19 protein-coding genes, 1 pseudogene and 1 riboswitch are annotated in these 21,976 nt (G+C 55.1%); of the genes and pseudogenes, 10 read left to right on the plus strand and 10 right to left on the minus strand.

Features of this window, described 5'->3' with window-relative positions; translation table 11 throughout:
- Positions 1-99 precede the first annotated feature (99 nt).
- The 3 genes from ACR0EL_RS07710 to phnX all read left to right on the plus strand — a co-directional run bounded on the left by ACR0EL_RS07710 (position 100) and on the right by phnX (position 3,030).
- The gene (locus ACR0EL_RS07710) at positions 100-1,101 is read left to right on the plus strand and encodes a nuclear transport factor 2 family protein (RefSeq protein WP_480499206.1); all 1,002 of its coding nucleotides are present in this window, start codon (positions 100-102) and stop codon (positions 1,099-1,101) included.
- Positions 1,098-1,988 (plus strand): amidohydrolase family protein, encoded by an 891-nt coding sequence (locus tag ACR0EL_RS07715; RefSeq protein ID WP_480499207.1) that lies wholly within the window; start codon positions 1,098-1,100, stop codon positions 1,986-1,988. Before ACR0EL_RS07710 ends, ACR0EL_RS07715 begins: the two co-directional genes overlap by 4 nt.
- A gap of 256 nt (positions 1,989-2,244) precedes the next feature.
- Positions 2,245-3,030: a phosphonoacetaldehyde hydrolase gene (gene phnX, locus ACR0EL_RS07720; RefSeq protein WP_480499209.1), complete on the plus strand. Its 786-nt coding sequence runs from the start codon at positions 2,245-2,247 to the stop codon at positions 3,028-3,030.
- A gap of 28 nt (positions 3,031-3,058) precedes the next feature.
- On the opposite strand, the gene ACR0EL_RS07725 is transcribed toward phnX, so the two are convergent.
- Positions 3,059-4,222 (minus strand): iron-containing alcohol dehydrogenase, encoded by a 1,164-nt coding sequence (locus tag ACR0EL_RS07725; protein ID WP_480499210.1) that lies wholly within the window; start codon positions 4,220-4,222, stop codon positions 3,059-3,061.
- A gap of 518 nt (positions 4,223-4,740) precedes the next feature.
- Here ACR0EL_RS07725 and ACR0EL_RS07730 point away from each other — a divergent pair.
- Genes ACR0EL_RS07730 through ACR0EL_RS07740 form a run of 3 tightly spaced genes read left to right on the plus strand, consistent with a single transcriptional unit; the run spans position 4,741 to position 8,241 of the window.
- Positions 4,741-5,892, plus strand: coding sequence for an amidohydrolase (locus ACR0EL_RS07730; protein WP_480499211.1), 1,152 nt, complete (start codon positions 4,741-4,743; stop codon positions 5,890-5,892).
- A complete protein-coding gene (locus tag ACR0EL_RS07735; RefSeq protein ID WP_480499213.1) occupies positions 5,889-7,082 on the plus strand; it encodes a diaminopropionate ammonia-lyase in 1,194 nt (397 codons plus the stop codon). Before ACR0EL_RS07730 ends, ACR0EL_RS07735 begins: the two co-directional genes overlap by 4 nt.
- Complete coding sequence (locus ACR0EL_RS07740; RefSeq protein ID WP_480499215.1) at positions 7,072-8,241, plus strand: M24 family metallopeptidase; 1,170 nt, start codon at positions 7,072-7,074, stop codon at positions 8,239-8,241. Before ACR0EL_RS07735 ends, ACR0EL_RS07740 begins: the two co-directional genes overlap by 11 nt.
- 56 nt (positions 8,242-8,297) lie before the next feature.
- Here the strand turns inward: ACR0EL_RS07740 and ACR0EL_RS07745 are convergent, their stop codons facing one another.
- A complete protein-coding gene (locus ACR0EL_RS07745) occupies positions 8,298-8,747 on the minus strand; it encodes an Lrp/AsnC family transcriptional regulator (RefSeq protein ID WP_353009789.1) in 450 nt (149 codons plus the stop codon).
- Positions 8,748-9,107: 360 nt separating this feature from the next.
- Between ACR0EL_RS07745 and ACR0EL_RS07750 the strand changes: the two genes are divergently transcribed.
- Entirely contained in the window at positions 9,108-10,250 is a 1,143-nt protein-coding gene (locus ACR0EL_RS07750) for a M24 family metallopeptidase (protein WP_480499216.1), read from the plus strand.
- On the plus strand, positions 10,250-11,044 hold the full coding sequence (locus ACR0EL_RS07755) for a maleate cis-trans isomerase family protein (protein ID WP_480499217.1): 795 nt from the start codon (positions 10,250-10,252) through the stop codon (positions 11,042-11,044). Before ACR0EL_RS07750 ends, ACR0EL_RS07755 begins: the two co-directional genes overlap by 1 nt.
- Positions 11,045-11,063: 19 nt before the next feature.
- On the opposite strand, the gene ACR0EL_RS07760 is transcribed toward ACR0EL_RS07755, so the two are convergent.
- The 4 genes and pseudogenes from ACR0EL_RS07760 to speB all read right to left on the minus strand — a co-directional run bounded on the left by ACR0EL_RS07760 (position 11,064) and on the right by speB (position 13,886).
- Complete coding sequence (locus ACR0EL_RS07760; RefSeq protein ID WP_480499218.1) at positions 11,064-11,375, minus strand: hypothetical protein; 312 nt, start codon at positions 11,373-11,375, stop codon at positions 11,064-11,066.
- 18 nt (positions 11,376-11,393) lie between these two features.
- Positions 11,394-12,551, minus strand: a pseudogene (locus ACR0EL_RS07765) (tyrosinase family protein); the annotation flags it as partial.
- A 12-nt stretch (positions 12,552-12,563) separates the two neighbouring features.
- Entirely contained in the window at positions 12,564-12,812 is a 249-nt protein-coding gene (locus ACR0EL_RS07770; protein WP_480499219.1) for a hypothetical protein, read from the minus strand.
- Positions 12,813-12,923: 111 nt separating this feature from the next.
- Positions 12,924-13,886, minus strand: a complete 963-nt coding sequence (gene speB, locus ACR0EL_RS07775; RefSeq protein ID WP_480499221.1) for an agmatinase — start codon at positions 13,884-13,886, stop codon at positions 12,924-12,926.
- 171 nt (positions 13,887-14,057) lie between these two features.
- A riboswitch (cobalamin riboswitch) is annotated at positions 14,058-14,263 on the plus strand.
- A gap of 126 nt (positions 14,264-14,389) precedes the next feature.
- Here speB and ACR0EL_RS07780 point away from each other — a divergent pair.
- On the plus strand, positions 14,390-14,701 hold the full coding sequence (locus ACR0EL_RS07780; RefSeq protein WP_480499222.1) for a hypothetical protein: 312 nt from the start codon (positions 14,390-14,392) through the stop codon (positions 14,699-14,701).
- Between the two features lie 190 nt (positions 14,702-14,891).
- A complete protein-coding gene (locus ACR0EL_RS07785) occupies positions 14,892-15,512 on the plus strand; it encodes an HD domain-containing protein (RefSeq protein WP_480499224.1) in 621 nt (206 codons plus the stop codon).
- 190 nt (positions 15,513-15,702) lie between these two features.
- Here ACR0EL_RS07785 and ACR0EL_RS07790 read toward each other — a convergent pair whose 3' ends face one another.
- From ACR0EL_RS07790 to ACR0EL_RS07805, 4 genes are all read right to left on the minus strand, one after another.
- Entirely contained in the window at positions 15,703-16,521 is an 819-nt protein-coding gene (locus tag ACR0EL_RS07790; protein ID WP_480499225.1) for a PP2C family protein-serine/threonine phosphatase, read from the minus strand.
- A 79-nt stretch (positions 16,522-16,600) separates the two neighbouring features.
- On the minus strand, positions 16,601-18,436 hold the full coding sequence (locus ACR0EL_RS07795; protein WP_480499226.1) for a serine/threonine protein kinase: 1,836 nt from the start codon (positions 18,434-18,436) through the stop codon (positions 16,601-16,603).
- Between the two features lie 101 nt (positions 18,437-18,537).
- The gene (locus ACR0EL_RS07800) at positions 18,538-20,184 is read right to left on the minus strand and encodes a phosphate ABC transporter substrate-binding/OmpA family protein (RefSeq protein ID WP_480499227.1); all 1,647 of its coding nucleotides are present in this window, start codon (positions 20,182-20,184) and stop codon (positions 18,538-18,540) included.
- 79 nt (positions 20,185-20,263) lie between these two features.
- On the minus strand, positions 20,264-21,880 hold the full coding sequence (locus ACR0EL_RS07805; protein ID WP_480499228.1) for a phosphate ABC transporter substrate-binding/OmpA family protein: 1,617 nt from the start codon (positions 21,878-21,880) through the stop codon (positions 20,264-20,266).
- Positions 21,881-21,976: the final 96 nt, after the last annotated feature.

Genomic DNA, 21,976 nt, shown 5'->3' on the forward strand with positions numbered 1-21,976 from the left:
GACATTCAGAAAAGCCTATGGCAAGCTTTTTTTGCATGCGAATGCAAACCCGGTGAATGGCACCACCGAAACCTCGTTAACACATTGAAAGATAATAGAATGCCATTTGAATCCGAGAAAAACCTCGTCCTCGGTTTTTACGAAGCGCTGAGTCGATGCGAGGACGCAACCGTCGTGGAAACACTCTCAAAATACTGCGCTGACGGGCTTGTTTGGCGAGGATTCCACCCCTTCAACGAACTACAGGGAATCGACGAAGTCGCCCGCACATTCTGGCAACCACTCAGGGCCAGCCTGACCGGTTTGCAGCGCCGGATGGACGTGTTCATGGCAGGCGCGAACGAGATCGACGGGTTCAATTCGGTTTGGGTGGTCTCAATGGGTCATCTGATGGGCTTGTTCGACACAAGCTGGCTGGGCATCCCGCCCACTGGCAAGATGGCCTTTCTGCGATATTGCGAGTTCAACAGGGTTGAGAACGGCAAAATCACCGAAACAGCGATGTATTTCGACATCCCGCATCTGATGATACAGGCCGGTCTGCAACCCTTTCCACCACAAACCGCCGCCCAATTGGTTCAGCCGGGACCGATGACACATGATGGCCTGATGTTCGGGCCGCAGCCCACCGAGGAAGGCGACCGGACCCTTGCAACGATCAACGCAATGATCTCCGATCTTGGCCGTTGGGACAGCGGCCTGAGTCTTGAGGATGAGCTGCGCCGCACATGGTGTGAGGATATGATCTGGTGGGGCCCCTCGGGCATCGGCGCCACCTACACGATCGAACGCTATGCAAAACAACATGCCGGGCCATTCCGGGCCTCGTTTGCCGACCGTTCCAAGACCAATCACATCTGCCGTATGGCCGAAGGACATTATGGCGGCTTCTTTGGTTGGCCGAACTTCACGGCTCGCCCCACCGGTGGGTTCATGGGCATGCCTGCGACCGTTAAGGCGGGTGAGTTCCGGGTGATCGATATATATCGGCGCTCCGGGGATAAACTGGCCGAAAACTGGATATTCATCGACCTTCTTCACTTCTGGAAGCAACAAGGGGTCGATATTCTGGCCCGGATGGCCGAGGTGCCCAGAACATGACCGATTGGATCGACGCCCATCACCATCTTTGGGACCTGAGCGCAGTACACTATCCTTGGCTTATGGCGCGCGGGGTGAAACGGTTCTTTGGCGACCCGACACCTATTCAGCGCGACTATCTGTTATCCGAATTCCGGTCGGAGGCCGCAGATTGTGGTATTCGCGCCTCGGTTCATATTCAGGTGGGCGCTGAAAGCGGGTTACAGGAAGCCAGGTGGGTGCAATCCGTCGCTGATGCCAATCCCGACTGGCCCATGGCGCAGGTGGTGTTTTGTGATCTCATCTCAGCGGATTTGTCTACGCAGCTGGATACGTTTCAGACCTTACCGACGGTCCGGGGAGTTCGCCAGATCATAGGACGCGCTCCAGGGGAGGATGCGCAGACCGGCACCAACACTCTGCTGGATCACCCTGGCTTTTTGAGAGGCCTGACAGAAGCCGGTCAGCGTGGTCTCAGCTTTGATCTGCAGCTTATTCCCGAACTGATGGACAAGACCGCCCGCGTGTTGGAACAAGCGCCTGACACACCTGTCGCCCTTTGCCACGCAGGATCACCTCATAACCGAAGCACAGCCGGTCTGAAGGACTGGGCCCAGAGGCTGCGCAGCCTGTCCGAGCTACCCCATGTCACCTGCAAACTATCTGGATTGGGAATGTTCGATCATGGCTGGACCGTTGATAGCATTCGTCCGATTGTCGAAGAATGTCTGGATCAATTCGGACCCAAGCGGGTCATGTTCGGGTCGAACTTCCCCGTCGATAAGCTTTACGGCGACTACGCCACGTTGATGCGGGCATATCAGAAGCTGATCCCAGTCGACGCGCATGCGCCCGTCTTTCGGGACACAGCCGAGCACTTCTATGGTCTGGACACGTCGAACACATGACATTCATGTATGAAACAGCGCGGTCAGAATGGGCCGACTACAAGGGGCATACGCACGATGCCCAACACGATCCAAGCTTAAGTTTCACAGTGGATGTGAGTTAGAAAGCAGTCGGGTTTCATTTGTCTTCTGCACCTGGGATTTTGGTGATTCTTTGCTTTTGCGACACCACCAGCCGTCACATCCCATTCAAACAGTGCAACTATAGTCGTTCTATGCCACAAAACGGCCAACTCCTCGAACACAAGGAATTCTAATGAACACCTTCAAAGCTGTTGTTTTTGATTGGGCAGGAACCATGGTCGATTTTGGCTCCTTCGCGCCCATGGGTGTCTTTGTTAAAGCATTCGCTCAATTCGGTATCGAGGCAACAATTGAACAGGCCCGCGCACCGATGGGTGCACCGAAATGGGATCACATTCGTCAGATGATGGACATGCCCGACATCGCTGCTCAGTGGGAAAGTCAATATGGTTCAGCGCCTTCTGATATGGATGTCGACAAAGTTTATGAGGTTTTTGTGCCCATGAATGAAAAGGTCGCTGCCGATTACGCTGATCTTGTACCGGGCGGAAAAACTGCAATTGATGAGCTACGTGCCATGGGCCTAAAGATCGGCTCGACCACAGGCTATACCCGCTCCATCATGGAGCACGTGCTCCCTGTTGCGGCACGTCAGGGGTACTCACCCGACAATCTGGTGTGTTCAGACGACTTACCCGAAGGTCGCCCTGGCCCTCTGGGCATGTACAAATGCATGGTTGATCTGGTGGCCTACCCGCCTTCGGCGATCATCAAAGTTGACGATACCGAACCGGGCATCAAGGAAGGCGTCGCAGCCGGTTGTGTCACAGTCGGAGTATCCCTTTCGGGCAATGCCGTCGGCAAAACACCGGAAGAATTGAATGCGCTATCCGATACAGAAGTAGATCACCTTCGCGTGCAGGCTACCAAGATCCTCACGGACGCCGGGGCCAACTATGTCATCGACACAGTTGCTGATTTGCCAGCATTGGTCAGGCAGCTAAGCAGCTCCGCTTAGCATCAAGTCAATCGGTGCGACCTCAGTGTCATGCGTTCACTACTGTTTTATGCAGCATCAGTGAGGCCATCTGATCCAGATCATTGTCGTTGACCGGACAGGCCGCGTTTTGGGCCATACCAATATTGGCAGGGTTCCGCATTTCGGTCGCCAAGGCCTCCACTGTCACGCTGGCGCATTCTGCTGGCAGATCTGGCGATATCTGGCACCTGCGCATCAGGTTCGACAAAGCCTCTGGCAAAGCCTCGGCGCTTTCTGCTGCTCCCATCGCCTTCGCTGTGCACGCATAGTTTTCAGCACCTTCAGGATGTGCAACCAGCCACGGCAGGCTGGCCTCTAACGCCAGACCCGTCGCCAGCCCATGATGGATACGCACCAAAGACCCCAAAGCGTGGCTGATATTGTGGCCCATATGCGTGTTGCAGTTGTGCAGCGCAAGACCCGCAACCATACTGGCCCAAAGAACACGTCCGCGTGCCTCAAGGTCGGTGCCGTCTGCCACGGCCCGCGGCAAGGCATCGGTTAGAATGCGAAGCGCTTCCAAACCATAAAGCTGGCCTGCCGGGCTGGTGTTGCGCGCTGTTGCACCCTCTAGGGCATGCGCTACAGCATCTATGCCGGTCCAAGCTGTGAGGGTCGCCGGCAAGCTAAGCGTCAGTTCAGGATCCAGCACGGCCTGCGCGAACATAAGTTCTTCGCCCCAGAACCAAGTCTTGCTGCCATCTGCCTGCGAGATTACGGACGTTCTGGTCACCTCTGAACCGGTACCGGCGGTGGTCGGGATCGCTATTGCCGGGATGCCACCTGCGGGCAACGGCTGAGCCGCCAGCGCAAATTCGGCAGCAGCTCGACCGGATCGGGCAATTGCAGCCACCAGTTTGGCCGCATCCATCGCCGCACCGCCGCCGAGACCAACAACCACACCGGCCTCAATCTCGCGTGCACGCGCACTTAGACTATCCACCAACGCTTCTTTTGGCTCGCCTGACACATCGGCTGCCAACTCAAAGACAATGCCTTCCGCAGACAACCCTTTGGTCAGCTTTTCGGTGGCCCCGATTTCAGCAAGAAAGGCATCGCATACAATCAGCACCGGACCATCACCCAACTCGCGGACGATTTTGGGTATTTTCGCAATCTTGCCCGCACCGAAGGTTGCCGGAGGAACCCGGCCTACGTTGAATGGTGGCATATGCATCTCCTGCCGTCTGAGTTTCCGACAGATTGTAGCGATGCACCTTCATCTGGGTAGAAAGAAACGACACAGATGTACCTGAACCGACAAATTTTTTATTCAACCAGTGTAAATGCGCATCGAAGCCTAAATGTCCGGGCCTGACCTCTGCAAAACCACGGCGGTATCTTGCTGTTTTGAAGTCATCGATTCACATTTAGACGGGCTTGAGCATCAAACTCTTGCCCTTAGACACCTCACCATCCTCCAACCGAGAACACGCAAACTGCCCGCCGAGATCAGTGGCTTCGTCGCAGACAAGCGCAGGAAGCAACCCAACGAGTCTAAACTGTTGGAAACGGCTCAATATCAGCAATCCGATTCGCCGTCCCACCGCTCGCACAACTTGCGTTACTCTCGGGAAAACCTCATGATTTGCGAAGTTTGTGACAATTTTAATCACACATCGTCGAATGATCGACGCCAAGAAATCATCGCTCAGGCTATGGTCTCAGTTGCGGTTTACAGGAGTCATTTTGAACGTGCATCTACAGAATCTCATCAGGCTCAGACAAGCATTCCATCGGGACCCAGAGCTTGGTTTTGATGAACACCGCACTAAGGCGGTCATTGCTGCTCGTTTGCGCGAGTTGGGGCTCGAAGTGCGCGAAGGTATTGGGGTCGTCGGAACTCTAAAGGCCGGAACCGGAAACCGCGCCATCGGGTTACGGGCCGATATGGATGCCCTTCCAATCGCGGAACAAAGCACTCATGACTATGTATCCGCCAATCCCGGCGTCATGCATGCCTGTGGTCACGATGGCCATATGGCGATGCTGTTGGGGGCCGCAGAGATGCTGGTCAGTGACAAGGATTTCAACGGCACGGTCGTGTTCATCTTCCAACCAAACGAAGAACACGGGCTGGGGGCGCAAGCGATGATTGAGGAAGGGCTGCTGGAGCGGTTCCCGATTCAAGAGGTCTACGCCATCCACAATCTGCCCGGTGCCCCTGTGGGGCAGGTTTCAACCCGTCCAGGTCAAATTTGCGCCTCGGAAAGCCTGTTCGAAATTCAGATCACTGGCAAAGGCGGTCATGCATCGATGCCGCAGGTGGGGGTGGATGCGATCACAGTGGGTGCTGAAATGGTGCTGGCCCTTCAGACAATCGTGTCGCGCAAACTGGCCCCCAGTGCGGGCGCCGTGGTGTCGGTGACCGAGTTCTTAACCGACGGACAAAGAAATGTGCTGCCGGGGCATGCCGTTCTGAAAGGCGATGTCCGGGCACGTCTGCCCGAGGATCGTCAGGCCGTTGAACGCTTCATGCGCCAGATCGTCGATGGTGTGGCCGCCACCCATGGCGTGACGGCGACGATGCGATTCAACACGGAATTCATCGAAACGATGAACTCCTCCGAACCCGTCAACGCAGTTCTGCGCGCCGCGCAGGCTGCCGGGCTTGAAGCCGATGGTCAGCGCCCACCGATGAGTTTTTCGGAAGATTTCGCGCATTTCTCAGCCGCTGTTCCGGGCTGTTTCCTGTTGCTTGGCAATGGCACCGAGGGTGCGCATGGCCAACCGCTGCATGCCGCGGATTATGACTTTAACGACGCGCTTCTGCCAATCGGCGCAGCCTTCTGGGCCGCGCTGGTGCGGGATCGCCTACCTGCCAAAGAGGACAAACCGTGACCGACCTTCTTCCAAAAGCCTATCTGGGCCATGTCGCTGTGACCCGCAAAACCGGTGATGCATCAGACAGAGTCCTTACTGCCGCAGATTTCGCCACAGCCCAATCCGAGATCATGGACTGGGACAGCTATGCGCCGACGCCCCTTGTGTCCCTGAAAACCCTGGCCAAGCAGATCGGTGTTGGCGAGGTTTTGTACAAACATGAGGGCCCGCGCTTTGGCCTTGGCAGCTTCAAGGCCCTTGGCGGGGCCTATGCGGCTCTGCGTGTGCTGCAGCGCGAGATTTCAAAGCGCCTTGGCACCGAGGTTAGCCTATCGGATATCCGTCGGGGCAAATACAGCGATGAGGTGGCCAAAATCACGCTGGTTTCGGCCACCGATGGCAATCACGGACGCTCGCTTGCTTGGGGGTGTCAGCGTTTTGGCGCGCCCTGCCGCATCTATATTCACGCCGAGGTCAGCGAAGGCCGTGCCGAAGCCATGCGCGATTTGGGGGCGGACGTGATCCGGATCGCGGGCGATTATGATGAATCGGTCGTTCTGGCGAAATCCGAGGCCAAGGCGAATGGGTGGTTTGTGGTCTCCGACACCTCGTGGCCCGGCTACTCTCTACCGCCGCGCGATGTCATGGCGGGCTACGGGGTGATGACCCGTGAAATCTGTGAAGCACTGGATCAGGCACCGACCCATGTTTTCTTGCAGGGCGGTGTTGGCGGGCTTGCGGCGGGTGTAGCCGCCGCGTTGCGCCAATATTGGGGCGCGGAATCCCCACGCGTGATCATCGTTGAACCAGAACTGGCGGCCTGCCTGTTCGAAAGCGCACAGGCGGGTAAAGCCACCTCTGTTGCCATTGCTGAAGAAACGATCATGGCCGGTCTGTCATGCGGCGAACCTTCGCCTCTGGCGTGGGAGATCCTCGCCGAGGAAGCCACCGATTTCCTAACGATCCCGGAAAGCGTCGTTGCACCGGCTGTACGGCTGTTGGCGCGGCCGTTGCCCGGAGACACAGCGCTTGAAGCAGGTGAGAGCGCGGTTGCCGGTCTGGCGGCCTTGATCATGGCCCGCACGGATGACGATGTATCGGCGCAGTTGGGTCTGAACGGCGAGTCTCGCGTGTTGCTGATTGGGTCCGAAGGCGTGACAGATCCGGCTATTTTCCAGATGATCATGGAGGGCCGCGATGCAGCCTAGCGCCCCCGAACGCGGCTTCCCCGAAGCAGAATTCGCGGCGCGCACCGCAAAAGCCCAGGACCGAATGATCCAAGACGGCCTTGCCGGTCTACTTTTGATGACAGAACCCGAGGTCACCTACTTTACCGGCTTCCAGACATTGTTTTGGCAAAGTCCGACGCGCCCTTGGTTCCTTTTTGTTCCTGCCGCGGGCAAACCTATCGCGATCATCCCCGAGATTGGGGCAGAGCTGATGCATCAAACCTGGCTGGATGATATCCGCACATGGAGCGCACCCTGCCCCAAAGATGACGGCATCAGCCTGCTGACCGATCTTCTTGCGCCGCTGGCAAAAGCTGGTGACAGGATCGGTGTGATGAAAGGGCATGAGACGCAGCTGCGCATGCCTCTTGGAGATTGGGAACGGCTGGTCGTTGACCTGCCCGGCCTGCACATCGCCGACGCAACCCGCATGGTGCAACATCTGCGCATGGTGAAATCCGAGGCCGAGATCGAAAAACTCGCCCATATCTGCGCCATCGGATCAGCCACCTTTGCACGAGTGCCAGACATCGTGTCCGAGGGCATGCCACTGGAAGATGTGTTCCGCGCCTTTCGCCGCGAAGCGCTGGCACAAGGCGCAGATAATGCGCCCTATCTCGTGGGGGCAGCCGCACCTGGCGGATATGCAGATGTCATCTCGCCGCCTTCTCGTCGCCCTCTTCAGACGGGTGATGTGATGATGCTGGATACCGGCTGTGTCTGGGATGGGTATTTCTGCGATTTTGACCGCAACTGGGCCATTGGCCACGTCACTGACGCGACCCGTAGGGCGTACGATACGCTCTGGCGCGCGACTGAGGCCGGGTTGGAGGCCGCAATACCCGGTAACACCTGCAAAGATTTGTTCCGGGCTATGTCAGACGTGATCGCTGAAATCGACCCCTCAGGCGGTGATATTGGCCGCCTGGGACATGGGTTGGGACTGCAACTGACCGAACAACCCTCACACGCGGCCTTCGATGAAACAGTTCTTGAAGACGGTATGGTGCTGACGCTTGAGCCGTCCCTTTCTTACGGATCCGGGTTGATGATGGTGCACGAGGAAAACATCGTTGTCCGCAAATACGGCGCAGAGCTTTTGACCACCCGCGCACCCCGGAGCCTTATCGTGATCTAAAGATTTGCTATCAGCGCGCTTCCCGACTTCAACGTCTGGGGCGCGCAATCGCGCCGTCACAGGATATCAAGCGATACTTTTACACGGTCCATAACAATGGAAGAGGTGAAGCCGTTCACATTGGAATCGTCAAAGAAATACTCCTGTGTAAACGCCTCATATTCCTTAATGTCCGCTACAACGACGATCACAACAAAATCTGCCTCACCTGTCGTATAGTAGCATTGCTGGACCGCCGGGCTGTTCCGCATCAACCGCTTGAAATTGTCCAGATGCAAACGGCTTTCCCGAACCAACTTAACTTCGACGATAACAGTCAGTTCCCGCCCAAGCTTGGGCGGCGAGAGAACCGCAATTTCTTTCTCGATTACGCCCGTTTCGCGTAACTTTTTTAAACGTTTCTGAACCGCCGGGGTCGACAAACCTATTTCCAAACCCAAGGACTCAGCGGTTTGACGTGCGTTTTTCTGCACCAGCGCGAGCAGCTCTAAGTCTTTGTCATCCATGCGATCACAATGCTCTTACTCGGCGCCACTGGCAACGCGAAACCTCATCTACCAAATAGAATTCGACGTTAAGCCTCGCCATCATTGTCTACGATGAAGACAGAATGTTTCTTGAATAAATGCTCAATCCAGCGCACGACGGAAGCCATGTTGGCGGAAACAAACCCAAAAAATGCAATCGAGTCTTTGCATCTGAGGGACGGTTTTGTCCTGAACGGCAAGCGTATCTCCATCTCCCCCACCATGATGAATTCATATCAAAGGTTGCTTTGCGAATTGTATGCTGGCTCATGAGGCATGCACGTCGCCCTACCCTTTGTGGAACGATGCCAGAGGACGAAACGCGCAAGGAAATTCTGTATGTTTGACGAAAGGCTGTCCCGGTTTCAAACCAAACTGGCCAAGGCGGGAATCGACATCGCACTGATCACCGATGACGACAATGTCTACTACCTGACCGGATATTATGACTATCTGCATATGGAGTTTGGCCGTCCAACCATATTGGCAGTTCCAAAAGATGGTCCTTCGCTACTGATCACACCGACGATTGATCTGAATGCGGCCAGGTATTCTGCGCGTGTGGACCGGATCGCAGCCTGGAATGATGGGATGGGCGAAGAATGGCGCGCGGAACTGCCCAACGCGGTCAAAAACGCCATCAAGGTTGGGATTGAACCGAACCATATGCCGCCCATTGTACGCGCATACGTGGAGGAGCTTGTCGGAACCGACCGATTGGCCAGCGCAACTCCAATCCTGACCGACATGCGAATGATCAAATCACCTTACGAGCTGCAACTGGCCCGTCACGCGGGTGAGGTCGCTTCGACCATGGTGGCGGCGGGTCGTGCAGCCATTGGGGATGGGGTGCCCGAGTATGAGGTCGCAATTGCCACCTCGCAAGCAGGAACCCGCAAAGCGGCAGAGCTTTTGGCGGCGCATTATGAAGACAGCGACATGTCCCCCAACATGCATTTTCTGCAGATTTTGGCCTCAGGCGATCAACTGATTAAGACCCATCATCGCGCCACAAACCGCATCATGCGCCATGGCGAGCCGGTGTTTATGTGCTTCTGCGGGTTAGCCAATTTTCACCGGTTCAAAATCGGTTTTGACCGCATGTTCTGGATTGGTGAGCCGGACCCAAAACAGGTGGTCATCTATGAGGTCGCCGTGGCCAGCCAGAAAGCCGCGCTTGATGCGCTGAAACCGGGCGTCACTGCGGAAACTGTGCACGCAACCTATGCCGAAGTCATTCAGGATGCCGGGTTTGGATACCCATTCCGCTGCGGTCGGGCCACCGGCTTCAGCTTTCTGGAGGCGCCGCAGCTGGTCACCGGGGACGAAACGATCATTCAACCCGGTATGGTCTTTGCCGTCGATGGCGCGGTTGCGACCGATGATTTCCGCGCGCAGGTTGGCGATACGTTCATCGTGACTGAAACCGGCTGGGAACAGATCACACATCACCCCAAGGCAATTGAGGAGGTCATCGTCTGATGTTTAAGACCGGAGATACTGTACACTCGATACCTCGCACGCCGCTTATGGGCGGCGGTATCGCTCATCGTGGCAGCTTGGGCTTCATTTTGATGTCGACCGATCTTGCCAGCGAGGCGGATTTGAATGCAATGGCCCCCGAAGGCGTCGGCATTCATATCACCCGTCTGAAGACTGACGACTATACAACAAATGAAACCCTGGCACGCCACATCGATCACATGGCCGACGCAGCCTCGCGCCTACAGCCCGACGTGAAACCATCCGTTATCAGCTACAGCTGCACGTCGGGATCGATTGTGTGCCGCGAAGAGAACGTCTTTCGAGAAATCCGCAAAGGCGCGCCATATGCGCAACCGATGTGCATTGTCACTGGCGTCATGGACGCCCTGCGTGAGGTTGGTGCCAAAAAGATCGTCGTTGGCACACCTTATTTGGATGACGTCAACACCGCCGAGGCCGAATATCTATTTGCCGCAGGGTTCGATGTTCTGGACATTCAAGGCCTGTGTCTTGCAACCGGTGTTGAGTTCGGCAAGGTCGAGCCATCTTATTGGAAAGAATTCGCCCTAGAGATCGACCAGCCCGAAGCCGATGCAATCTTCTTGTCCTGTGGGGGTATCAGATCATTGGAAGTGGTGGATGAGATTGAACAGGCAGCAGGCAAACCGGTCATCACATCGAACCAGGCGCAATTCTGGTCCTGTCTACGCCGCGCCGGAATTATGGATAAGCTTGAGGGTTTCGGACAAATCTTCGAACATCCCGGCAGGCATCTAAGCAAAACTGGTTAAGTTCTTCAAATTCCAAGCACTACTCAATCTCAGATACATCGAGATTCAGCTCTTTGAAACCGCTTCCTTCTTCAATACGAATTTGAACGCGATCCCCCACTGAAAGCTTCAGATCATCAGTATCCGAAGGCAGTCGAAACAACAGCATTGCACGTTCCTGTGCCGTCGATCCGGCCCCTCTGCCATACAAAGTTGCGCTGCCGATCTGACGCTCATTCTCGTTTGCATCAATATGCCAGGCCTGAAGAAAACCACCCGCTTCCGGGACACGGCGCAACCAGATCCTTAGAACCCTGTCTTTGACAGCTTTGTCCGTAAGTTTAACGTCCAAGGATCCAGCCCCACCCGTTTAGTTTTTGGCATAGGTACGCAAGGAACACTGATCATAAACCAGCGCCTCGGGCGCGGCGGCCTCACCTTTGTCATCCAGCGTAACAAGGTAAATCTTCAGTTCTTTTACAGTCTTTTTTCGGCCAATGAAGCGCCGCAAGCCGCGTGTGATGTCCAGCCGATACCGCGTATGCTCATATCTGAGCGGATGCTTGTATCTTTGGTCATAATCATCACGGACTGCCAAGGCCGGGTTACAATGACCCGGCGCACCCGGACAGGTGCCGTGACCAAAAAAGACAAGGCGCCCTGCATAGCTTTTGTCTTTGTACCCTGTCGAAGCATCACAACTGGCATTGTCGACATAGGCGCGCAGCTCAAAGCTTTCCGTTGGCGGGCGCATGCGATGGAATTCAAGTTCCGCCCTGACAAACCCGGCTTTCACTGTGCCCAGCCGAACCTCGGTCACATTGCTGGCCGCCGCTGACAATGCGGCCGCGGGCGCGCTGTCTGCGGTGCCCAAAGCACCAATCGCGGCTTCAACGGAATCCTCGGAATAGATGTAGCGAAGTGAGGTTTCCGCATCGATCAGATCGCGGCCCACCCGACCATCATATACAACTGTGTCCAGAACATGCTGTGGAACATTGGCCGCTGGCCATAACGCCTGCCAATCTGCCCAAACCTTGTCGCACATCGCATGGTGCAGCCAGAAAACGGGATCGTAAGACGCGGACACTGTGCTGCCCATATCTCCAATCGAGCGGGGCAATGGCGACGATGTATCCGTGCCACCCGTTAAAACGTGGATACCGCCATGAGCCGCAAAGTTGAAGTCGGCCTGGAAGGCTTCAAAGTTTGGATTGGTCAGGTAACGCTCAACCTCATCCTCCAGCAATGGGATATTGCTGCGCAGGCGCGTTGTGTATCTGCGTGTGAAGATCTCATCACCAGTCAAACCCAGGGCAATGCTACGATAGAGGCTGTGTGCGCGGGCCAGCGGGTTTGGAACATCATCCCCGGCACTGTTTGTGTAGGTCGCATCGTCCACTACTTTCGGCAGCCCGTTCGAGGCGTGCGTCGCTGTGGCAAACTGCCTCCAATCCCAATAGGGAAGCGTAGGTTCGAGTTCGTCGTCCACGCGCCACCGTTTCAGCGCGCTGTTAAGTGCTTTTTCGAATGAATAGACCTAGGACCGGCGCCAGGTCAGAAACGTGCGGTCATCGTCATGGCAAAGGTCTTGATCATAACCATGCCCGCGCGCCAGAGCGAAATATCCGCGCTGATCACCCATCGCGATGTCAGAGATTTCGTACATCGCAGCATATGCGTCGCGCAGGTCCTGAATATCTTCCTCGCGCAATCTGATCAGGTCGAAACGGATCCGCGGCAACCCAGCTGGTTTTCTTAGAAAGTTCAGTTTGGCAATCGCTGTCATCTAAAAATCCGCCTTAAGGAGCGCTTCAATGCGCTCAGTATGGCACAAAACCACCGCCGATGGCGGTGGCTCGCCCAAACACTAAGCTCAAATAGATGGCTACTGGCGAATCTAACGCTGCTCTTTCTCATGCAGCACTCGCCCGATGATGTTCATTAGCAACTGGGCCGCAAGGATTTGGGTGGAGCTGGTGGCGTCATAGTTCGGGGCGACTTCAACCAGATCGAGACCAACAATGTCGCCCCGCTTGGCCAGACCTGCCATGAGCTCTAGCACTTCGTAGTAAATGAACCCGCCATGGCTTGGTGTGCCTGTTCCCGGGGCGATGGACGGGTCAAAGGCATCAATGTCGATAGTCACATAATACCGCGCGCCTTCGGGAATGCGGGCCAGCATCCCATCGACCCCCATTTTGCGGAATTGCCGGACAGATTGGATGTCTGATCCCATGGCGCGGGCATCCACATAGCCATCCTTGGCGGTGGACGATACATTGCGAATGCCGATCTGACTGAGGCCCGTGACATAGGGTTTTTCAGCGGCACGGCGCATCGGGTTGCCATGACCATAGCGCACCCCATGCCGTTCATCGACAAAATCCAGGTGCGCATCAATTTGCACCACATGGATCGGTTCCTGATCATCAAAGGCATTGATGCAGGGGATATTGATCGAATGATCGCCGCCCAAGACGACCGGTAGCGCCCCGGCCTCCAGTATTTTGCGCACCCCAAACTCGATATTTGCGTGGCTATTCATCGTGTCGGTATGCACGATGTCTGCATCGCCGATATCAACAATGGTTACTTTGGCCGGATCCAAATAGGTGACATCATCTTCGTGATCATAGGCCCCTGCATGCCCGAATGAGAACAGCGTCGACGCCTCACGGATCGCGCGTGGCCCCATCCGCGCCCCGGACCGCCATTGACAGCCAAAATCAAACGGGGCGCCAAGAACCGCAACGTCGGCGTCAATTGCGTTCCAATCCTCTACATAGGGATACTTGCCAAAGGTACAGATACCAACGAAGGGCAGGTTCAATCGGCCGGAGTCGTAGCCATGGTTCGACATATTAGCGTTCTTTCTGTTCAGATCTTCAACATTTGCTAACATTAAGGCACCCGAATGCCACGCCCTGTAAAGACCCCTAAGGGTCGAACCCGCGATCTCTTCAACTTTGACAAACCTTTTCCAGCGATGATCAGATTGCATCCGAACCCGATGGACATAGTGATTTGCGTATGAGACAGTGTTTATGATGGTGTCCGGCTCGGTTCGAGTCGGCTGAAAAGGGAACACGGTGCGGGTTCATACCCAATTCCGTGACTGCCCCCGCAACTGTAAGCGGCGAGCGACCCCGTTGAAAACCACTGAGCCCTAGGGTTCGGGAAGGAACGGGAAAGCGTTGACCCGCAAGTCAGGAGACCTGCCATCTACGGTGTATGATGACATGCGCCGCAGTCAACTTGAACCCGGGCGGGGTGCCTTGGGAACGGCAGAGACGACCGAAGGACCAAGCGTCCCCGGCACATCACCGTGACCAGCCACACTCCTCCCCTTGCGCGGAGGGCGCGATGTTATTGGAACGGACGATTATTCAACTCGACACAGGTCCCATGCCTGTAGATGAAGCACGTCAGATGGGACAGCTTGGCTATATGCAATGGATCGCGGGTGTTCCAGGCAATGCCAGCTATGCAGTAGCTGCGAGGCATGCTTACGAAACAGCTGCACCATTTAAAGATCACTCACCTGCCGTTGCAGCGTTCTGCGAATTGCTTCTGACTTCGCTGGAACAGCCGTTCAGACCTTTGCCACTTGCCATGCCAAAACGTGAAAGGCGCGGCGGCGCACAGGCCCGCCGATCCTTTCGCATGCCGCTGTGACATCGAACGGGCTGCGGGATCATCGCACAGCTTTGTGCTCTTGGACGAGGTCGAACACTCAGCTCCGGCGACTACAACTTTCACCGGCACAACAGGTTTGATTTGCCCAGTCCGGTGTTTGCGTGGATAGTCCAGAATTGTAAGCTTGCTTGCACCCGCTGACCCACACGTAAACGCCAAAGGACATGCTATGGACCAGGTGAAATTCACGCAGATGAAGGACGGGGACAAAGAGGATTACACCTTCCTCGATACTCTGGAGCGTGAGTACTGCAAAGGAACGGCAGATCGTTTGCTGGAGGCAATGGAACGGCTCGACAAAAGCCTGTCCGGTTATCAAGTCACACGTCTTGGCCATTCGGTGCAATCGGCCACCCGCGCCTGGTTTGACGGGGCAGACATAGATTGGATCGTTGGCGCCCTGCTGCATGATATCGGTGACATATACGCGCCGCATAATCACGATGAATATGCGGCCTCAATCCTCAAACCCTTCCTGCGCGAACAGGTCACGTGGTGTGTGCACACCCATGGGGATTTTCAGCTTGTTTACTTCGGAGAGCACGTAGGCGCGAACCCCGAAAAACGCCAAGCTCATCGTGACAGCATCTATTTCTATGACTGTGCCGAGTTCTGCGAACGCTGGGATCAATCCAGCTTTGATCCCGCTTATCCCAGCAAACCACTGTCTTTCTTTGCAGATATGGTGCGTGAGGTGTTTGATCGCAAACCCTATGATCCGGCAGTTGTTCAACCTGGCGTCCGGGTTCCACTCATCGATGACGCCGTTGCTGAAACGCGGCGGGCGTAGGATGTATTCGATTTAGTTAAATCACGGCCTGCTTTGTTCAAACATGCGGAGTTGGTAGAGGTGATTTGATACTCGTTCAGCGCAAAACGGGCCAATCGCCACTACAAAAATCGAAGGATTCAGTTGTGGCAAGTCAGGTTGCAAAAATGCAGATGCGCCACGATATCAGTTCAACGCCAGCTATCAACGCCTAAGAACAAACCTTTGCAACAGAAAAAGCTATGTTGTCCTGATCGGGATCATCAAGGCCGATCAAGGCTCTGATCAGCGCGTCCGCAATAGCGTCGCAACCCGCTTCATAGTTGCGCGTGACGACCTCTTGAATGTCCTTGTCTTCTAGAAACTGAAGCCCATCCGAAGCTGCAATGAGAACATCATCTGACAGAAGCTGAAACGGGTCTGAGGGGCAATCGATCTTTGCGATGTCGCCACCATGTATGACCGATGTAAGCATGTTTCTGTCGGGATGATTTCGGGCCAAATCGGGATCCAACATGCCAAGTTTCGCCATCATATCGATTTGTGGCGCCATTGAATGATCCTCGTTCAGCTGTATTAGCTCGCCAGACCGCCAGAGATAGAGCGGCGAGTCCCCGACGGAAAACCAAAACGCGCGATCTTCGATGCAGATCAATATGAGAAGCGTAGCTCCCATTCCCCTTACATTCAGATCGTTGCGACTGGCTTCGAAAATCTGCTTGTTCGCGCGTTCGGCACTGTCATGCAAGAATGCGACGACTTCTGAATTTGATGAGTCTTTGTTCAGCCCGGCGGCTAACCAGCCTTTCATCACCTCACAAACGATCAGGTTAGAGGCAACATCCCCCGCCGCGTGGCCACCCATACCATCTGCCAGGACCACGAACCCTATGTCCGATCCGATCGGCTTTTCAGAAAGAATGGCATCTTCCTGATACTCACGGGCACCCTGGTTAATCACGGTTGAAATATCGAAGACATCACGCAGGCGTTCCTCCGCCTGATGAAATCTGGGCTCGTGAACTTGCATCAGATATCTTTCAGAATGAGACACTTGAATTTCCTTCAAGGCAATGTAGGCGGCTCGTAATTATAAGAGCCGCCAAGCATTAATGCGTAAGTGGCAGATCCACCGATTGCAGTTCGCCATTCCGCGCGATGGTCAGCAACGCAAGCTCCGCACCTGTACTGCTAAGCTCTTCGAACAACTGGGTAATACCGTTCTCACCCTCGACCGAAATCTGCGAAGCGGTTTCTGACACGACAATATCGCCCACGCGAACTGATTTGGCCGAAGCCGGAGCGCGCAATACCTTGCTGACCCATTTCCCATTGCCATTGGTGACCGTAATGAACTGAACTCCGTTTGTGAGCTCGACCACCTTACCAGTTTGAAGGGTCAGGTTCTTTTCAGAAACCGGGCTATCTTCTTCGGTTCTGACCCGCATATCCACCAGAATCTCGCCACTTTCGGGATTAGCCTCACGCGATTGGATTGCACGAATGATCGAGTTGTCATCCACCACCAAATGACCATTTACGGAATAGATGATCGTGCCGGATTTCAACCAATCCGTTGTCGCCTGATCAAGGTCAGATCGCACCAGCGATACCATCGAGAACCTGCCCTGCGGCTGCGATGTTGTAACGGTCGCAAACGGCAGATCCACAGCGGGGCCAGTCCACGCTATCCAGTTTGAACCTGTCGTCACTGGTTCCGAAGCAACACTCTCCACTTCTGGCTCTGCGACTACAGGCCGGGGTTCCGGCTCCTGTGCCGTCGCACTGCTGCTTTCGGGCTCTTCATCGGTGGCTGATTGCGGAGCCGCCTGCTGGGTATCAGCAATCGCGACCACATCCTGATCCGCTTCTCCGCCCTGGCTGAAATAGTACCCTGCTCCACCGATTACTCCGGCGACGATCAGCGCGATCATCAGCATAGAGTTTGAACGTTTGCGCGGCGCTTTGCTGTTGACCGCGACTTTATCGTTGAAGTCGACCGCAGCGACCGGTTCGGGCTTCGCTTCGATCGGCATCCTTTCTTCAATCGCATCCTGCCATTCCTGAACAGATTGGAACCTGTCTTCGGGCGGAATACTCAGGGCACGATCAATCGCTCGCAAAAAACTGACAGGATAACCCTCAACCGCACCTTCAAGCGGTTCGTAGCAATCTTTGCCATTCTGGGCCAAAGCCGCCAACCGGGTCTGGCTGTCCTGCGGGGCAGCCCCTTTGATGACATGATAAAACGTAGCCGCCAGCGCATAAAGATCGCTTGACTGATCCTGCTCCGCGCCTTGCAGGTAAAACTCTTGCGGCGAATACCCTTCCTTTACGACCCTCAGCATCGACATTGCGCGGTCAGATTTGGCGGCGCTCTCACGGGCGGCGCCGAAATCGATAATCATCGGTTCGCCGTCTTGGTTGATCAGAATGTTGTCTGGCGAGATATCCCGGTGCAGCATGCCTTCGCTATGGATGAAACCAATGGCTTCCAGCGTGGTGCGCAACAGCCGCTCAACCTCTTCGGGCGGTATCGTCTTACGTTCTTCGATCGTGTCCAGAAGATCTTTGCCCTCGATGAAATCGATCGCCATATAGGCGGTCTCATTGTCTCTGAACACCTGGTGGACACCGGCAATGTTGGGATGCACAAGTTTTGACTGATTGCGTGCTTCTTTTTCGAAGGATTTCACCAGCGCTTCGTACGAGGATGTATGCGACTGGGACCGCGGGCGAACCGCGGTCTGGCTGCGACGGCAGATCGCCTCGGGGAAGCATTCCTTGATCACGATCGTGCGCTCAAGGCTGTCCTTGGCAAGGTAGGTGATGCCAAAGCCACCGCTGTTGAGAAACCGCATGATCGTGTATTGACCGGACAGCAATTTGGTACCCGGGGCAAGCTCGTCCGGGAACTGATCGTTTGTGTGGGCTGATTGTACCATAAGAAACACTTACCTTGCTGTAGCCGGATGCAGATGCGCCCGTGCTTTTTTTACGACCGAAGCTTGAGGGAAACTGACCTCAGAAACCGCAATTTTGTTCATTATCCACCCCATGCGCGTATCTCCGCATTAGGGCCGCTCACTTCACTCCAGACTTCGACACGGCGGTTTTTTGCACGACCCACTGGGTTGGTGTTGCATGCAACCGGAGCCATTTCTCCATATCCGCGTACTTCGATCACTGTGTTAACGGGACCGCTGGCATCCATGCTTGATGAAAGCTCCCTCAGGACCTGCTTGGCGCGGGCGAGCGAGAGCTGACGGTTCTTTCCGTAGCTGCCGCCAGCATCCGCAAATCCCGCCAAGACGATTTTGTGGGGTTCGACATCGCGGATGTATTCGGCAATCCGCTCGATATCCCGTTTCGCCTTGTTGTCCAGAAACGAAGACCCAGGCGAGAAGCGGAAGGTTGTCGACAGACGTGTGGTTGTCAGCTTGTCACTCACATACGAGCGGAGTTCGGACGCATTGGCCGAGACCGTCATCTCGGCAACGTCTGATTTTAGTCTGGCAAACTTCTCGTCTTCACTCTGAGCGATAACCGAAAGGCTGGTGATGCCGGATTTGGACACGAACCCATCTATTCTCGGGCTGTCCAGAAATTCGACCAATGCCGTGCCCACACCCGAAAGATCGCTGCCGTTGTAAACGGTCACCCGATTCTGCAGCCCATATTCCTCAGTCTTCATTGAAAACTGGTTAGGCTGATGAATAATCCCGCATTCACTGCGCAACGGCACCGGGCGTGAATCACGAATATTCGAAAACCGCATGACGGCGAAGCCATATGGGTCAGTTTCAATCGCTCGGGAAAGCTCTCGGTTCGAGTTTACGATGTTGCCATCGGCCAGAAAATCGCGTTCGAAGGGCGAAAGGATAAGCCCATCGACCCTGTGAAACGCTTCCGAGTTTTGCGGTAACGTGTAGACGTTGATCTTGTGATCAGGCCCACCAAACTGGGTCCAGTTTACAATCTCACCCGACAGGATTTGCGATATCTGCTCGATTGTCAGAGACAACAGATCGTTCTCGGGATTGACAGTAGCCGTATAGCCATCAACCGCCAGAACATGTTCCTGCTGAAATGAGGTCAGCTCGCCCAGGCCGCTTTTTCTGGCCTGCGTATTGTTCTGAGACGAGACCGGTTCTTCGCTGACGATCAGATCACTTTCACGGGTCATCAGGGATTCAAAGAGGTTCTGACCCGAAGCCTCTTTCACAAGAATGCTGTGAACTGGGCTGGCCTCTTCATCCATGATAAGAATGTCGAAAGCATCAGATCCGATCGCGCCAGAGACTGTATCGTCTTGCCCAAAGGCATGCTGTTCGCCCAGAGGTACACCTTGCAGATCAAAAACATCCGAGAAGAGTTCCTGTTCAGCGGCAAAACCTTCGGCAAGCAACGGAAGAAGGATGTCTGCCAAACCGGCGCCACCGGCCACAACGAGGTCGGTATCTGTTGGCAGGCTTGCTGGGCAAGCCGCGCCGCTGCAATGAAACTCTGCTGTATTTAGGGAAAGAACCCCGACATTTGATCGTACGATGAACTTGCCGGGTTGGATCGTAACCAGCTCGCCAGTCACTGACCTAGAGCCGTCTTTCGAGGTCAACGTTACTTCCTGCGCAAGCCCCGAAGACGCGATGCAACCAAAGGCTATTGCTGCAGCATATTTTGACCAACTTTTCATACTCGCCTCGAACCCTGAAGAAACTACACCTGTGATGCGCAAGCCGCGACGTGATCGCCGCGGCTTGCCTTTTCTCAACTTAACCGGCGATCCATACTTCGACGCGACGGTTGATCGCGCGGCCACGTGGGCTGTCATTGCAGGCGACAGGCTCAAGTTCGCCATAACCCGCTGCCTTCAGGGTGATCCCGTCCAGTTCGCCACCGGTGGCAACCTCGACCAGATGGTCCAACGCAGCCTGAGCACGTTCCTGTGAAATCAGCAGGTTCGAGTCGAAGGGGCCCTTGTTGTCAGTAAACCCAACAATCACAACTTCGCTCGGTTTGGTTTCGGCCAGGTAACGCACCATGCGCGTCAGGTCACGTTCGGCTTTGTTGTCGAAACGCTTCGAGCCAGGCGCGAAACGGAACGTTGTCGACAGGCGCTCATGAGTGTTCATGTTTTTCAGCAGGTCTTCGACAAGCTCTGCCTCATACTCATTCTCACCCTCTTCCAGCTCGGCGACCAGACGTTCTGCGGCGCGCTCTTGGCTGTCCGAAGTGATCGACAGGTCGATATAGCCTGCTTTAGCAACAAGGCCGTCCAGGCTGCCATCATCCAGGAAATCAACCAGTTCACGGGCATAGCCGTCAATATCCGAGCGGTTATAGGCCACAACACGTTCCTGCAGATAGTACTCCTCGGTCTTCAGATTGAAGAGACTGGGGTCTTGAACGATGCCGCAGGTTGTGCGCAGCGGAACTGCACGTGCATCGCGCTTAGCAGCGTAGTTGACGATACCGAAGCCAGCCACATCTTCCATGATCGCGGTCGTCAATTCCGTGCGGTCGTGCACAATGCTCGACTCGTTCGTCAGCGTCTTATCGGACTTCTTGAACAGAAGCTTTTCGATGTGATGATACGCTTCGGTATCAGGGTCGAACGAGTAGACATGGATGGGTGCATCCGAACCGCCAACCTCGGACCAGTTCACGATATCACCGGACATGATGTCACGAGCCTGCTTGACGCTCAGATCAGGGATCTGGTTCAGCGGGTTCACGATCATCGCAAATCCGTCCACCGCGATAACACGCTCCTGATCAAAGTCGCGCAGGTTGCCACCGCTGCCTTCGGACACGATCGAGCGATCAGCCTTACCTGCAGACGTTTCGGTAAAGATGATCGAGGCATCTTTCTTGGCAAGACGCTCGAACAGGCGCGCGCCATTGGCGGTATGGATACCAAATGTCGCAACATCATCGCCTTCCAGATCGGTCAGCAGCAATGCAAAATCATGCTCCTCGCCGTATTTGTGGTCACCCACGTCAACGGTCTCGGTATCTACCGGCTCTCCGTTTTCGTCATAAAGCTGCGCCTCTGCTTCCAAAGCGGCAGCGGCATATCCTTCTGCGATGATCGGAACCAGAACCTCTGCGATTTCATCGGGGGCAGAGATTTCAAGGTCATAGACATAAGTCTGTTCGGTCGGGCAAGCCTCACCTTCGCAGGTCACCAGATCCTGATTGATCACAAACTCGCCGATATCCGTTTCGACCAGATACTTACCGTCTTTTGACGACAGAAGATTGCCGATCACGTCGATATTGCTGTCCTTCCCAATCAGGCGAACCTCTTGTGCAAATGACGCGGTGGTGACAGCGCCTGAGATGATCGATGCGGCAACACAAAGCCGTGTGAAGGGTGAATTTAACATTTTAACTCCTCGAGTTAGCACTCATTTGGTATTTTTCCGATGCATGTTTTTGGGCATCAAAGTAGTCGCAATTTGGTTTTGCTACGGGTTCCGTTC

The organism is Ruegeria sp. AH12 (assembly GCF_056541465.1).

Excerpts from the sequence above, each read along its gene's own strand:
- ACR0EL_RS07785 (WP_480499224.1), top strand. The coding sequence starts at position 14,892 with ATGGACCAGGTGAAATTCACGCAGATGAAGGACGGGGACAAAGAGGAT.
- ACR0EL_RS07795 (WP_480499226.1), bottom strand. The coding sequence starts at position 18,436 with ATGGTACAATCAGCCCACACAAACGATCAGTTCCCGGACGAGCTTGCC.
- speB (WP_480499221.1), bottom strand. The coding sequence starts at position 13,886 with ATGTCGAACCATGGCTACGACTCCGGCCGATTGAACCTGCCCTTCGTT.
- ACR0EL_RS07790 (WP_480499225.1), bottom strand. The coding sequence starts at position 16,521 with ATGCAAGTTCACGAGCCCAGATTTCATCAGGCGGAGGAACGCCTGCGT.
- ACR0EL_RS07770 (WP_480499219.1), bottom strand. The coding sequence starts at position 12,812 with ATGACAGCGATTGCCAAACTGAACTTTCTAAGAAAACCAGCTGGGTTG.
- ACR0EL_RS07745 (WP_353009789.1), bottom strand. The coding sequence starts at position 8,747 with ATGGATGACAAAGACTTAGAGCTGCTCGCGCTGGTGCAGAAAAACGCA.
- ACR0EL_RS07780 (WP_480499222.1), top strand. The coding sequence starts at position 14,390 with ATGTTATTGGAACGGACGATTATTCAACTCGACACAGGTCCCATGCCT.
- ACR0EL_RS07740 (WP_480499215.1), top strand. The coding sequence starts at position 7,072 with ATGCAGCCTAGCGCCCCCGAACGCGGCTTCCCCGAAGCAGAATTCGCG.
- ACR0EL_RS07800 (WP_480499227.1), bottom strand. The coding sequence starts at position 20,184 with ATGAAAAGTTGGTCAAAATATGCTGCAGCAATAGCCTTTGGTTGCATC.
- ACR0EL_RS07725 (WP_480499210.1), bottom strand. The coding sequence starts at position 4,222 with ATGCCACCATTCAACGTAGGCCGGGTTCCTCCGGCAACCTTCGGTGCG.
- ACR0EL_RS07715 (WP_480499207.1), top strand. The coding sequence starts at position 1,098 with ATGACCGATTGGATCGACGCCCATCACCATCTTTGGGACCTGAGCGCA.
- ACR0EL_RS07755 (WP_480499217.1), top strand. The coding sequence starts at position 10,250 with ATGTTTAAGACCGGAGATACTGTACACTCGATACCTCGCACGCCGCTT.
- ACR0EL_RS07805 (WP_480499228.1), bottom strand. The coding sequence starts at position 21,880 with ATGTTAAATTCACCCTTCACACGGCTTTGTGTTGCCGCATCGATCATC.
- phnX (WP_480499209.1), top strand. The coding sequence starts at position 2,245 with ATGAACACCTTCAAAGCTGTTGTTTTTGATTGGGCAGGAACCATGGTC.
- ACR0EL_RS07750 (WP_480499216.1), top strand. The coding sequence starts at position 9,108 with ATGTTTGACGAAAGGCTGTCCCGGTTTCAAACCAAACTGGCCAAGGCG.
- ACR0EL_RS07710 (WP_480499206.1), top strand. The coding sequence starts at position 100 with ATGCCATTTGAATCCGAGAAAAACCTCGTCCTCGGTTTTTACGAAGCG.